The sequence below is a fragment of the Prevotella bivia DSM 20514 genome (genome assembly GCF_000262545.1).
In the GTDB taxonomy this organism is placed as follows: domain Bacteria; phylum Bacteroidota; class Bacteroidia; order Bacteroidales; family Bacteroidaceae; genus Prevotella; species Prevotella bivia.
On record NZ_JH660660.1, the window covers coordinates 1,411,624 to 1,426,173 of the forward strand.

Here is a 14,550-nt window from a genome sequence, read left to right on the forward strand (position 1 = left end):
ACCCTATATCTTTAGCCCACCCATCCGCTTTTCCCTAAGATTGTCTTCACGTTCAAACTTACTTTTGGAAAGGATTTGAGACGATGGTTTGTTCATTACTACATCATTCCAGTCTTTGAAGGCAGATGGCGCTTTCTCTACGCCATATTTGCGTTTGAAGTGTATGAAATCATGCAGATTATTCAGTGTTGCTTTTTGAGTGTCCAGTTTATGCTCGATTCCATTAACACTTACTCTGATGGCATCATTGGTCTGCACAATGTTGAGTGGAATCTTTTCTACAACGCCAACCATCCGCATTCCATAGATACGCCCAGGCGCGTCATTGTCGAAACAATCGACGGCACGAGCATTAGAGTAATAGTCCATAATACCTCCGACCTGCTGATTGGAGAAAGTGCCTCCAATCGAAACAAAGACAGATTGTTCCAGTTCTCCCTTTAGTTTTGCCTTATTTGCCTGATAGAAAGCCATAACATCGTATGCACTTTCGGCGAAGTACACATGCTTGATGTCCTGCGGATTGTTGTTCTTTGAGAAGTCCACAATCCAAGCAGCAGTGGTGGAATTGGTTCCTGTAGCTTTACGCTTGAAACTGCCATAACCACGTATCTCATAGCCTTCCACTTTATCCGAACCAGGCTTAACGTAAGGGAATCCAATATTGACAAACTCGCTGTTAAAGCGTGTGTCCTTTACTCTCTTAATCCATGGAGCAAAATCTTCGATGGTCTCCTTCTTGATATTGCGCTGACGGAAGATATATTGAGCAGCATCCATATTTTGTAGGATAGGTTCTATCTGATAAAGCTTGGGATCATAGGGCTTGCTTTCCCTGTTGATTTGAGTATATGCTTTTTGTTGAGTGTCATCTATGGGTTGGTTAGCAAACTTGGCCATGACTTTGCTGATTAAATCCCATGTATTACGACCACTTACACCAAAAGAATTTGCATTCTCCTGAATAAAGTTGATTACATCACCACGCTGACCATTACGGCGGAAGAAAGTCTGTTGTGACTTGTCATGAATATGACTTACAATGATGGTGTCCTTTCTTCCTCCTGCTGAATCGGGAAGTACAAATTCAACGTACCGCCCCATTCCTGCTTTTCTGTCAACTTGATAACCGAGGCTATATGCTATATCGTCAATACCAACCTTAGCCTTCAAAGCTTTGAAATCTACTTGATGTTCTCTCATAAGTCTATCAGAGTTTTAATCCAGTTGATACTTGTTGGAAAAGCCACACTAATTTGACCCACGCTGGCAAAGTATTTTAGACCCAGTAAAACGATTTATTATTGACCCACTAAATGCCCTGGTCGGGTGGGTCATTTTATTTCGCTATTACCTACCAATATTCTTTGCTTTTATCTTTCTAAGACTCTCTCCAGTTAGTTCTATTTGATATGAGCTATGCACGATTCTATCTAGTACAGCATCTGCCACGGTAGGGTCGCCTATTGCATCGTACCAGTTGTCCACAGGAAGTTGAGAAGATATGATAATCGACTTCCTTTCATGCCTATCTTCTATAATATCAAGTAATATAGGACGCTCTTTTGCATCTACAGGTACAAGGAAGGCATCGTCGAGGATTAACAAGCGACATCGCTCTATCTTCTTTAGCTCTGTTTCTAACGTTCCTTTATTCTTGGCGACTTTAAGTATCCCTAGTAATTTTGACATATTAGCATACATCGTTCTAATACCATTTTTACAAGCATGATAGCCTATAGCTGTAGCGATAAAACTTTTACCAGTTCCTGATGAACCAGTAATAAATATATTGCGTCCTTGCTTGATAAAATCAAGTGAGAGTATTCTCTCCATTTTGTTTTGGCTAAGGTTGCGATTGATATTATAATCTATTTGCTCAGGATAGGCTTTATATCTAAACCCTGCTGATTTTATGAGTCTTTCAATAGCAGCTGCGGAACGATAGTCCCATTCTCGAGATAAGAGCCATGATAAAAAGGCATCTGGTGTCATCGTATCTGCAATTGTAGTTGTTAGACTTTCTTCAAAGGCAGTTGCCATACCCGTAAGCCTCATTCTATGCATTAAATCAAGAGATAACTGATTCTTATCCATTTCTTGCACAATAGGTGCTGTCTTATTATTATTTAGTTCCATAGTTGTTTACTTTAATTGTTTGCTATTATTGTTATTATTGGATAATTGCTTTGAGAAATAATCCTTGCCTCGTATGTTCTTATGCGTTTTTGATTTATATTCAGGAGATAGCTCCATATTATCTTCATCCATAGATATATAGGAAGCATCATCACCCTTCTGTAGTATATCCTTTATCTCATTATAGCCATAGCGTCGTCCTTCCGAAGCACAGTTACAAGCTGCTACTAGACGAGCCATGCCATACTTCTTCTCCAGCGACATGATACCACGGCAAGAGCGGAAGGCTTTTGGTGGATATTTCATCTGCGTAGCGACTTCCTTGAGATAAAGCAGAAGGATGTTGTCTATTTGCCCTGCCCGTTGATATATTTCCTCCAAATCCTTTTCAAAGCTACCATGATGACCAGGAAGATTATGTGCATCTTTCTGTGAGTAGGTATAGGGAGTATCATCTCGCTGATGGATGGTAACTAACTTTAACCCATAGTAGATTTGAACATTGTCATTATCGTAAATAAGCTCCATACGTTTGCCGATATACTCTGTTGGAACACTATAACTATGCTTTCTTAGCATAACGAAGCTATTAGCCATGACAGTAGCAGACTTTCTAGACTTCATCTGATAGCGAGCGGTAGGAAGAGGACGAAGAAAATCTTTTTCCATTTCCTCAAATAGTTCTTGGCGGGATTCCTTACGTCCACTCAATCTACGGCTATTAAATGCTTCTAAAGATGTGCGTATAGCAATATTAAGTGATTCTAGATTATGGAAAATTTGCCCTTCAATATCTACATATACCGACCGATACATTAGCTTTACAGCATTCTCAACCAGTGCCTTGTCCTTGGGACGGCGCACCCTAGCTGGATAAACAGCCATGTCATAAAATTCAGCCATAGCAGCGAAGTCGTCATTGATAACAGGCTCATTACGATCACTGCGGATAACGGCTGATTTTAAGTTGTCAGGCACAACAGCCTTGGGTACACCACCAAAGAAATGAAGAGCATTCTCGCAAGCAACGATAAGGTCTTCCTTCTTCTGCGACCACACTGCCTCGCAATAGGTGTAATGACTGCATGGAAGGGTAGCCACAAAAACCTCTACCTTCCGCACCTCACCCGTCTGTTCTTCGACTATCTCTAGTTTATCACCCGCATAATCAATATACATCTGATCGCCAGCAAGGTGCTCTACATGTCCTACGGCTCGTGTTTGACATCTGTAGGCATGGATTGCGTGTTTGAAAGTAGAATACTGGTAACCATTAGGATGAGTTTTGAGATACTCCGTGTGAAGAGATAAGATAGAAACACCCTTCTTGCTAAGCCGTTTCACATAATCAGGAACAAGTGCCTCTAACTCCAACTTACGAGCAGAAGGCGGACGGTTACGAGAATGCCCATCTGAAAACAAGTCCGCTAGCTTATCATCTGAAAGCGACAGAATTTGCTCCATAGACAAGCCACTTTCTTGGAATTTACGGACATACTTGCGGAGGGTGTTACGAGATATATGGAAAGTACTAGAAATACTTCTTATTCCCATACCAGATGCGTAACAGCGCAATAAATTCTTTAATTTTGTCATATAAATAATAGTTTTATGTTTTTAATGCCGACCAGGACAGTAACACAAAACTACAAAATGACCCTAAAAAACTAGCGTTTCAAAGGGTCATTCTTATTTTGGCAAGGTGGGGCTGGTTATTTTAACCTTACTGGGTCTAAAATACTTGCCAGCGTGGGTCAAATTAGTGTGGCTTTTCCAACTGATAAGAACGTACAAAATTATAAGATTCACGGAAAAGTTCAAGTTACTTCAGTAACAAACTGTGGAGTTAACAGAGGTCTATCGTCATATTCATATAACAACTATTCCTTCTGCATCTTATAAAAATATATATCCTTTATAACTTTTTTTAGGTAATTCGCAAATGTTATAGATTTTAACCACAATGGTATCGGGTGGAGCTTGCCTCTCAAAATAATAATTAAGAGTGTATGGTGCTTCGAATGCAGGGATGTCATCTATTTCCCAAGTTTCTCCATAACCTTTGTTTTGCAAACTATCGCTACCTGACAAAATAATTATAAATTGATAATTAGGGTCTGCTAATCTATTTCTTTCATACAACCTTGTGGTGTGGGTAATACAGCCTCCATGCTGTCAAAAATGCTCATAATTCTCTTTTGGAAGGTCTTCAAGCCCGATTTTTCGAAAATGAGACAAAGAAGTCCCCTTAGGAACTTCATGATGTTCTTAGCGAAGAAGCAAGCTCCTATCCAAGTGTCAGCCGTTTGGTCAAGTTTCGCTCGGATGTCGTTGGCTCGGTAAACTCTCTTGGTTGTTCCAAACGTGCCTTCTATCTCATTTCGCTCGCCGATGGCTCTCTTCTTATCCTCTGCGTGTGTATCATTCTCTTCCTTGGGAGGTCTGCCCAGTGGACGGTTGTAGCAATTGACATAGCAGGACTTGATGTGCTTCCTGTTCTCTTTCCCCAGATAGAGCTTGTCGGCCTGTATCTCCTTGGGCAGCATTCCAAAACGCCTTTTGTAGAGTTCCAGCTGCATGCCGAGGTCGGATGATTCGTTATAGGCATCCCAGCTGACATGGTCCACGTAGGTGTAACCGCTCACGATGCTGGCACCGATTTTCGCACCGAACTCAACCGTGGCCTTCGCCTTGCCTCTGACTATGGGACGGAGATGTGGCTGGTAGATGCTGATGATGCGGTCGGCACATCTGCGGACGTTCTGCTCGAACATCATTTTTTGCTGTTCATACATCTTGAACGCTGCCTGAAGACATTTGTAGTCATGGCGGCTGAAGCAAGCAAGAAGTGTGCTTGACTGTTTGCCCAGGAATTTAAGAAACAGCTGGAAGTCTGCCTGCAGGCATCGTATCTGGATTAGTTTTGTCTTGTCAATGAGTTTCTTCCCCTTGCGTTTTTTCTTAATCAGTTCGATGAAGGCCTTGCGGGCTTCCGTGTGGTGGGTCTGAGGTTTCTTCACCTTGTGGCGTGCGCAGAACTTGTCAAGCAAGCGGTCTATCAGCCTGCTGCCGTCCTCCAACAGGTTGGAATCCGTTGGATAGCGTACCTCTGCGTCGCAGCATGTGGCGTCAATCTTCATCGTACCGCCGTGATCGTTGCCGTCCTCGTCGGTGTGTTCCTTCTTCGGCTTGCTCCCGTCTGTTTCCGCCAGCATCAGGGTCAGCATGTTGAAGAAGTCATGATCAAGTCGCTTGCGGACAAGGACGAACAACTCTGGAACGAATACCGGCTTTTCCGTAAACTTCTCAAGCCCAAGCAGGTACTGCATGTAGGGGTTCTCCTGAATGGCTTGGATGGTTTTCTCATCGCTCAGTTTTTCCACATGCTTTACGATTAGCGCTCCCACCACCATGCGGGCGGGCTTGTTGCCGGCACCGTTGTGACTATTCCTCAGACGTTTGTTGTATTCCTTCTCTATTCTGCCCCAGGGAAGGTGGTCGGCCAGTTTGACCCAACGGTTGGATTTGCTCAATCCCGAAAGTGACTTCTGAAGTTCAAACAGGTCGTGACTGCGATATTGTGAATAGTATTTCATCTCGATTCTTGAATGTTTTAACATCCAAAGGTAGTCATTTTGGGCGAATTGACCAAATTTTATACAATATAAATAGCTAATTGTCAGACAGTTAAAGTTAATTAGTAGACCCTAATTAGCAGACCCTATTCTATAGAAAGTTGGGGTTCGGTATTGGCTAATCACCGCGCCGAACAATCGAAACTTATTACCGAGCATGAATCCAATATGCGCAAAATCCTCAGATGTAATGAGGGTGTTTGGTACTCAGATTTTTGAATGAAAGTCTTGGTGATATTCTTGCTCGTCTATACAGTGGGGGTGGGATTAATTGTATATTGCGCCACTTGAAGTATCAGATATAATAGTCAAGGTTTGCGCTGTTTTTAACTTGCCAGCAAATCACCGGCAAGTTAAATTCTTGTTATGTAGTTATTTTTTGCGACGATATTTCTGATTTGGGTCATTGGGTTTTTCGGGAATAGTACGTTCAAGAACACCGAACTCTATTAAGGAAGTAATATACTTCTGCCGATTTTTAGATTGATTGGAAATTTTCAACCTATCCATAATCTCCTGCGCAGTCCTCGGTACGGAACAAAAGTTCCTAATATCCTCTTCTTTCTTTGTCAGTTTACGAGTAACCAAGTTTACGCGAGGTTGGTTACTTTCCTTGTCAGCTTGGTTACTTTTATGTTCATTAGCAGTCATAACTTGGTTACTTTCTGCTTGAACTTGGTTATTTTTTTCATTAGCTTGGTTACTTTTACGCTCATTAGCAATCATAACTTGATTACTTTCTGCTTGAACTTGGTTACTTTCGCGAGGTATGGTAATAACAAACTCGTTGGCGGCATGAGTGATTTCTTTGTCTTCTACTCCATTTGAAAAAGCGGCATTTGGATTGTATTCAAGCGCACGGCGCACCCCACTTCCTGCTCCGGTATAGGGCAACAAGTAATTTGCATTCGTGAACAAAAACATATTTCGAGGCATTGATGTACCATTCTTAACATCCTCAATAGTTAATCCATTTGGCAAGGTTCCCGGACTGTGAATTTCTACACGATTGTCAAATATGAAAATACGAATCGGAGACTTAATATTCAGCGAGCGGTGTACAAGTGCATTAACGACATACTCGGTAAGACTTTCGTAAGGTATCTCCAGTTCACCTATAGAATTGAATTCCTTTTCAACCTGAACCTTACGCAGATTGCGAGTAAAGAAATTCATAATGGTACGGAATTGATGGAGCAAGTTACCCTCAATTTCCATATCATGCATTTTATCTCGGAATTGTGTACCACCAACAGAATTACCGATATAGCTGATACATTTTGCTGTCATGACAGGTAGCCAACGTTGCGTATATTTGCCGAATAGCAGCATTGCCGCAACATTAATTTTGCCATCCGGACGGATGAAATGTAGATTTCTGAGCAATTTTTCGATGGTTGTTCCTTTTATAATGGTTTCGGCCATTGCATCAAGCGAATAATCTTTCATATTCAACTCGTCGATGTTTTTCCCTTTAAATACCGGTGCAAAACGGCTCATTAGATAAAGTTTGATAGTATCTGCATCCAAATCATCAATAGTGGCATTAGGTACAGTAGCCTCGTCAGGGGCAAAACTACCGCATTCACTCATCATCTCCGCAAGCTCTGAATTGTCGAACACCTTACGTTTGTCTGCACCATTCTTCACCCATATAATCCCCTTGTTGTCATGATATGGCTTGTTCTTACCTTCTGGAATTGTGGCAATAACAACTCCACCACCTTTCACTGGAACATTCTCCACTTCTATTAGTATATTGGGAATAACATTTTCTGATGCAATATTTGTCAGTAGATTTGTCACTTCCTGCAATTCTTGATAAGACAGAGCATTGATTACCCCCGTCTTGTCATTTATGCCTATAACAAGTTGTCCACCACGAGAATTGCAAAACGCCACTATCTCGCAACTTATGTCATATCGATCATTCGCACGCTCCTTAAACTGTAACTTTCCATCCTCTGCCAAGTCACGCATTTGTAGTAGTTCTTGCTCTGTCATATTCTTTGATAATAATTTTTGCTTATTATATGTTTCAGCTTTAACTCGGATACTTTATGGTTCCTGTAGAAATTTAATGTCAGACTCTATTAAATCTGCGTCTGTCAAAAAACCTAATTTATATTTTAGGATACGTCTAAGTTTCACTTTCCCTTCTCCTGACAAAGAAAAATAATCACTAGTATAATCAACATCTGAAATTAATGAAATATATTTTTCAAATGAATCTTGAATGCCTTCATTCTCAATGATAGCTTTCAATATATCAAACAACACAGATATGCCTATTGTCTTAGTAATGACACTATCTGCTGACGCATTTTTCCATAGAATTTCATTCACTGCATCAAAATACCTAAATATAATTTCATATATTTCTTCGTCTTTGTTTTCTATATACAAGTCCCTTAATACAGAAGTATCTCGTTTGCCATTACTTTCCATTTTTCCCAAATCAGAACGAGTACCAGTTCCAGACCACAAAGAACGTTTCATGGCAAGGAAATCTCTATCTTTTTGAGGATTAGAAGATATGAGGTGCATGATCCCTTCTACCATAGCTGCTGTTGACAATAGCCATTTTGTTCTATCCGTAATTTCTTCTATTGACGAGAAAAGCGGGGCTAACTTTATCTTTTGATAAAGCGGAGAATCTTTTCTAAAATTAAATTTTCGAGTAAGATAAACAGCTAATTTTTCTGGCGACCAGGTATTTGAAGGTTTGTCTTCAACATCATATCCAAAAAGTTCTAAAGCCAAGCTTTTATCAACTCTTTTTTGATTACCGTTTATTGTAGCGAAAAGATATGCTTGATAAGGATTGGGTAAATCCAAAAATATGGAGCAGACTAATTCTATATCCTTAAATTGTTCTTCTGTATAAGAGAACGCATTAAGCCTATGTTGACCGTCAATTATTAGTGATGAAACTTCTGACGGAATTTTTATTTCAAAGCAATCAGAAATAGAAGTTGGATGTATACTCCATCTTTTAGACTGCTCTTCTATAATATTTCCTTCATTGTCAACGTTTGCGGCAACTAAAATAGAAGTAGGAAAGCACATCTCGGCAGATTTTATAAAATTCGCGATTGCCTTTAATCTCGGCAATTTAAGAGGTCTTTGATTTCCGACCAATTTCCCCTCTTTATTGTAACGAGCAACAGAAGATGTTGAAATCTCAAGTAAATCTTTTGCTTTGATTTTTGCAATAAAGAAGTCTCCAAGAGGTTGGCTAACTCTTATTCCATATATTTTTTTCATACGATAATATAATTCTATATATCTCCTCCAAGTGGACTTGTCGGATTTTTGAAAATATTTCTATTTCTATTCTGATACCACCACAACCAGCAATATAAGAAATAAACAAGTATAGATATAATTAGAGCAGCAATCTCAGATCGTTTAAGAATACCAACTACTATAATTGATGCCAATAATGGTACAACTAACCATGCAATACCGTAAAAGTCATCGTTGTCATCTCTAGTTTCTGACTTGTTGTCTATCATTTCTAAGATTCTTTCTGCAGAAGCACATACAGAAGCAATAGCAATTGTAATCAATCCAATTGCCACGTCTTTCCATCCTATATCCAGAAACAGAATAGACATCCATATACTGCTAGATCCACATATTAAGAAAAATAATATGAAGAACATCAATTTGCGCCTATGTGATTTTATCCAGTCCATAATTTTTTCTTATATTATTTTTCTTTCCAATACTGAACAACTTCAAACAAGTCGCCTTTTTGCAATTCTTTAATATTAGATACACATTGTCCGTTATCTAATTTTTCAAGATTTCGCAGAGTTCGAGATCCATCCTTTTCACTCAGACCTAAGAATTTGTTTATTGCTTTTGTATTATTAAGGTCGTTTATCGGTAAAAGGAATGCTGTTTCACATTCTTGCGAGAAATCGAAATTGCCTTGGTTATACTCCGATATGCCTTGAGAGAGAAGAACTATAGAGACTCCATATGACCGAATTTTTCTAAGTAAAACTTCCAAAATCTCCAAAGACTTTTTTTCTCGGAATAAATCGTGAGCTTCATCAATCATTAACACATAACGCATGCTTCGGTTACCATCAATGACTTCTGTGCCACCCATATTTGTGAACACATTAAAGATGTAGTTAATGATGAGGAAGATTGACGTGAATCGAACCGTACTATCCAGCTCACCTGATAGAGAAAAATAATAATTGTTATTTAAGAAGATACTTGGATCATTAACTCTTGACGCAAAGAGTTCATATTCACTAAGACGTTCCATAATTTCAGTAAGAGTGTCACGGTTATCGCCAACCGATTCAATTACCAAATCATAGATTTCCTTCAATGAAGGATGCTTACCGTCTTTATGTTGAATAAACGCTTCTTTGGTAGCATCTTTTAGTGTTTGTTGCTGCCTCTTGCCGATATTGGAGTATTTAGCAATAATGTCAACAAACTTATTTATACCTACCAGTTTGTTCTTTTCGTTAACATTGTCAATGAATGAAACGGGATTCAAAGGGAATGGTGTATGAGGTGCATTTATACATTCTGTATGAGTTTCTGTAAGAAAGTCACTCATTTTGTTTTTGTCATCCTCACTCAATCCCTTAAAATCAAGGAACAAGAAGTTGACTTGCCCTTGCGTCTGCTTATATAGTTGACGAAGAAACTCAAGTGCGAATTGAGTCTTACCGGAACCTGACTTTCCGGCAACAGCAATATGCTGATTATTGTAACGAGTGGAATCGTTGAAACAGCAATATATATTCTCACCTGTCGAAATATTATAGCCCACTTTTATTTGGATTGGCCCTGAAAAGGTAGTTTTTGTGATATGTTGATTTCGATTTTCAACACAATCAAATCTTTCAGGAGTATCCTCAATTAAATCAATTCCTTTTCTGAAGTATTCAGTTAAGAAATCGAAGAAAGTATATTGTGGATTGTTTTCAAACAGATAATTTATCTTTTCTAATCCATGGTCAATATGCAACTTTATATATTTGGGAATAAGCTCATCATTTTTAGTTATTCCATATGCCTGACAAATTAAGGCAATATAGAAATCTCTATATTGTCCATCAAACAGAATATGGTCTTTGTATTCTTTTCCTTGTGAATCGTAGGTAGAAAATTCCTGTTGGGTAAAGCGTTTTCCCGTAGACAAAGAATAGCCTAATGCAATACGAGCTATCACATTTTCTTTTGTACCCCCAGTAAGTTTTTTTGTTAATTGGGTTACAATGGCTTGATTTTCGCCAGATGTTTTGATGTTAATTTGCATATCCGCTATTGTTGTATTCTTCGAAAAGATTTTCTGGTTTCACTTCAACAAAGTGTGAACCATTCTTCTCATTATTTATTAAATAGGATTTATTCACAATCGGTTGAATATATTGATATTCTTCTTTCGTCAATTCTTTTTTAAGAAGGGGAAAGAGAATCACTTGTTTTGAAACATTTGGATAGAACTTCGTGAGTACATTCTTTGTATGTTGTGGGTCAAATTTCTGCATAGGACTATCTATGAAAACAGGAAAATCAATTTCTGTTTCATCAACCAAAGCACTTAACAGCGCAGATGCAAACATCTGGCGTTCACCCATGGAAAGAATGCTATTGTCAATTTTCTTGTCATCATATCCAAATAGGCAGATGTCAACATCATCGCCATTGCCATTGATGTCAACAATTACCTTTTTAACAAGATTGGTCTTGTGCAAATATGATTGAAGTTTTGTCTCTAATTTCTTCGCAAGAGCCTTTTTCTTTTCATCTTTGAAGCGAATAAGGAATTTTTGTATCGTATTGATCAGACGCGTAGCCTCATTGTCAACTGCGCGGTTCTGATCAGACACATTTATTTTTTTAGAGAGAATCTCCTTTTGCTTTTTGTGAGCAATCACTTGTTCTTGAAGTGATTCTGTTTCACCTTGTCTTTTCCCGATCTCAATACCTATAGAATCTATCTGACGGTCGATATTCTCTTTTCGGGTTCTCAAATCTTGAACATAATCGCTCTCTGCCTTTTTCTCAGCCTCTCGAATGTTCTTTTCGATTGTGTATAATTCTGATTTAGCCTTGGTGTATTTGTTAATTAGATTTTCAAAAGAGGACTTACTATCTTTGATTTTCGCAATAATATGCGTAAATTCATCAATCTGTCCTTGGCTAAAGTCATGCAACGTACTGAAGTGATCAAACTTACTTTCATCAGAAACATTGTAAAAATGCTTTTTGATGAGTTGTCTGATTTGAAGCTCGTAGAAGTCTCTAGTCTTTATATCTATTGAGAAATGAAGTTCCTTCTTTGCTTCTTCAATATCGCCAAGTATGACATCAGTTTTATCATTAACTCCTTCCAACTGAAGCTTGTTCTGCTTATACGCTTTTTCTGTTTCTAATTGGGTTGAAAGTTCAGACATAATACCTCCAGCCAAGCCAAATGGAATAAGACTATATAAATCTTTAAGACAATCATCTGCTTCCCTTAACACTATGCCAAGTTCCTCCTTTCGATTATTCAATTTTTGCAATTCATCGGCTGACATCATATCGCCTTCACGAATCAATTTTGATTGAAGTTCGGCAGAATTATGACGTTTAAACACTCTGTCTTCTTCCAAATTAGATATTTCTTCGATCAATCTGCCAATTTCTCCTTCTTTAAAATCAATATCTGCGATTAGCCCATTAAACTCGCGCTTCTCTTGAGGTTTAGCAGATGATTTCCTATAATCATCCTGAATTCTAACCAACTCATTTTTGAGATCTTCGTATTTCTGTATGCCAAGAACTTGAGAATATGCAAGACTTAAATCTTTTCGTTGTTCTGGAGTATTTATTTGGGCAAATGAAACTATCTTTTCTGCATCAAAGAAAAAGAATTTTGCAATCTCTATTGGAAGTATGTAATCCCGAATAAATATTTCCTCTTCTTTTGCAATTTCCTCTTTTGATCCCGTGAACAGATCGTTCTTCCGGCCATCAATCAGAATTTCTAACTCGTCATCATAATTTGTTGCACTATCATAGGAACGAACAATTGTTATCTCGGTGCAAGGCGTATCAGGAATTTCTACGTCCGTAAATGTAACGGACACAGAGAACCGAGTTTCGCCTTCTTTCTGTGCAGCAAAGTTGAGACTATTACCAATGTATTTACTATAACCTCCTTTTTCGTCAATTTCTTTACGATATAGTTCATCAACCTTCCCCATGTTCTTACCATATAGGCACCAAACTAATGACATGAGAAAAGTTGTTTTGCCGAAACCATTATTACCACTGACGATAATCAGATTCCTATTCCCATCGGGAAAAAGTTCAATCTTATTCTTCCCTTTATAAATTCGAAAATTATTAAGTTCTATTTCGCGTATCGTCATGATTTCTTTTTATTTACAAATTCCTCTAAACGAGACTCAATTTCTGTTTTCAAGCCACGGCGTCGCTGCATGAGTGACTTGCTTTTCTGAAGCATAAGAAGTTGCTCTATCAATTCACCTTCTTCAAGGTTCTCTTGGCAAATTTCTTTCATCAAATCTGCTTCCAATTTGTTTTTTATCTTGCCCTCTTCCATATTTAATGAGGAATTATAGATTTTGTTATATATTTCTGATACTTGATGTGCAAAGTTAAAATCTCGATACCAATTCACTTGAATTGCAATCAATTCTTGATCTGTAATGAGTTTTATTTCAGGATTATATTGTTGCAATTCATGTTGAACATTTAACAGCCCTTCCAACATTTTCGCTCTATATGTGAAAGTGTAGGATCCCATATCGTTCACGGCTCTTCTTCCATCCCGTCGCAACGGGAACCGATTCTCAATGATATTCCGTTCTTGATCCAGTTTTAACCTAAAATCATAAAGCGGTTGCATCCATTCTCGCCCATTTTTTATAAGCGAACGCATGGACTTATCATCCTTCACAACAGTACAAGTCCAACAACCGAAACGACTTTGACCACAAGAACCATGACTTTTGTCTGTTACAACGGTTGGACATTCGTAATCGTCCGCACTCGCATCAACATAAATGTTAAACAGGATTTTGTTATCAAATCCCCAAGGAGATGGAATGGTATTGATTATGTACCAGACTTCTTCTAACATCAATTCTTTGATTGGTGCATAGACATATGTATTTGTCAACAGAGTATGATTGGTAAGTCGTTTGCCATGAATTTCATGTTTCTTGATGGAACGAGCGCGAGTTGCACTTTCAGCCTTTCTTGTTCCTATTAAAATTATAGCTTCCCCACACTCGTCAACTTGTTCAATTATAAAACGAGCAGTAGGTTTAATTTTCATTTTCTCTGTACACCATCTAAATGCTGTGTTCGGGACAGGATAACCTTTCCCGATAACATTCACCCAAAATGAATCTTCCAATCGAGGCGTAGTCTTCCGGACAAAAATAGGCAAATCTTCTTCTCTCGCTTTTTTTTCTATCTGTTCAAGAACTTGATCAACATACGATGCAATTATAGGATTTTCAACCATTGTATCATTACATACTACATATATCGGTCTACGAAGTTGAAATGGCCCCGGTAGTTCTTTTAATTTTTCGAGCGCAATCCATACAAGCATTAATAATACTGTTGAATCTTTTCCTCCACTGAATCCTATAATCCATGGTCGGGTTGATTCATCAGCATACGCATACTGGTCAAGAATTTCATCTATTATATATTCAATACGTTTATTCCTCATTTCGGATTTTTATCATAAATCAGACATTTGATTTATAGG

10 protein-coding genes and 1 pseudogene are annotated in these 14,550 nt (G+C 38.4%); 1 reads left to right on the forward strand and 10 read right to left on the reverse strand.

Annotated features, from left to right (window positions below; all coding sequences use genetic code 11):
- Nucleotides 1-3: 3 nt before the first annotated feature.
- The 4 genes from PREBIDRAFT_RS08425 to PREBIDRAFT_RS08445 all read right to left on the reverse strand — a co-directional run bounded on the left by PREBIDRAFT_RS08425 (nt 4) and on the right by PREBIDRAFT_RS08445 (nt 5,735).
- Nucleotides 4-1,203, reverse strand: a complete 1,200-nt coding sequence (locus PREBIDRAFT_RS08425) for a toprim domain-containing protein (protein ID WP_004336529.1) — start codon at nt 1,201-1,203, stop codon at nt 4-6.
- Nucleotides 1,204-1,350: 147 nt separating this feature from the next.
- The gene (gene istB / locus PREBIDRAFT_RS08430) at nt 1,351-2,139 is read right to left on the reverse strand and encodes an IS21-like element helper ATPase IstB (protein WP_004337048.1); all 789 of its coding nucleotides are present in this window, start codon (nt 2,137-2,139) and stop codon (nt 1,351-1,353) included.
- A gap of 6 nt (nt 2,140-2,145) precedes the next feature.
- Complete coding sequence (gene istA / locus PREBIDRAFT_RS08435) at nt 2,146-3,735, reverse strand: IS21 family transposase (RefSeq protein WP_004337046.1); 1,590 nt, start codon at nt 3,733-3,735, stop codon at nt 2,146-2,148.
- A 524-nt stretch (nt 3,736-4,259) separates the two neighbouring features.
- Nucleotides 4,260-5,735 (reverse strand): IS5 family transposase, encoded by a 1,476-nt coding sequence (locus tag PREBIDRAFT_RS08445; RefSeq protein WP_004339707.1) that lies wholly within the window; start codon nt 5,733-5,735, stop codon nt 4,260-4,262.
- Nucleotides 5,736-5,864: 129 nt separating this feature from the next.
- Between PREBIDRAFT_RS08445 and PREBIDRAFT_RS11715 the strand changes: the two are divergent.
- Nucleotides 5,865-6,065 (forward strand): annotated as a pseudogene (locus tag PREBIDRAFT_RS11715) (hypothetical protein); the annotation flags it as partial.
- 81 nt (nt 6,066-6,146) lie between these two features.
- Here PREBIDRAFT_RS11715 and PREBIDRAFT_RS08450 read toward each other — a convergent pair.
- From PREBIDRAFT_RS08450 to dndC, 6 genes are read right to left on the reverse strand one after another with little or no spacing between them, the layout of a single operon-like run.
- Nucleotides 6,147-7,778 (reverse strand): RNA-binding domain-containing protein, encoded by a 1,632-nt coding sequence (locus PREBIDRAFT_RS08450; RefSeq protein WP_004335944.1) that lies wholly within the window; start codon nt 7,776-7,778, stop codon nt 6,147-6,149.
- Between the two features lie 54 nt (nt 7,779-7,832).
- A complete protein-coding gene (locus tag PREBIDRAFT_RS08455) occupies nt 7,833-9,041 on the reverse strand; it encodes a DNA phosphorothioation-associated DGQHR protein 1 (RefSeq protein WP_004335941.1) in 1,209 nt (402 codons plus the stop codon).
- 14 nt (nt 9,042-9,055) lie between these two features.
- Nucleotides 9,056-9,475, reverse strand: a complete 420-nt coding sequence (locus PREBIDRAFT_RS08460) for a hypothetical protein (RefSeq protein ID WP_004339708.1) — start codon at nt 9,473-9,475, stop codon at nt 9,056-9,058.
- A gap of 14 nt (nt 9,476-9,489) precedes the next feature.
- On the reverse strand, nt 9,490-11,070 hold the full coding sequence (locus tag PREBIDRAFT_RS08465) for a DndE family protein (protein WP_004335936.1): 1,581 nt from the start codon (nt 11,068-11,070) through the stop codon (nt 9,490-9,492).
- The gene (locus tag PREBIDRAFT_RS08470; RefSeq protein ID WP_004335934.1) at nt 11,060-13,174 is read right to left on the reverse strand and encodes an AAA family ATPase; all 2,115 of its coding nucleotides are present in this window, start codon (nt 13,172-13,174) and stop codon (nt 11,060-11,062) included. The genes PREBIDRAFT_RS08465 and PREBIDRAFT_RS08470 overlap by 11 nt, the downstream gene beginning before the upstream one ends.
- Nucleotides 13,171-14,511: a DNA phosphorothioation system sulfurtransferase DndC gene (gene dndC / locus PREBIDRAFT_RS08475; RefSeq protein ID WP_004335930.1), complete on the reverse strand. Its 1,341-nt coding sequence runs from the start codon at nt 14,509-14,511 to the stop codon at nt 13,171-13,173. Before dndC ends, PREBIDRAFT_RS08470 begins: the two co-directional genes overlap by 4 nt.
- Between the last annotated feature and the right edge of the window lie 39 nt (nt 14,512-14,550).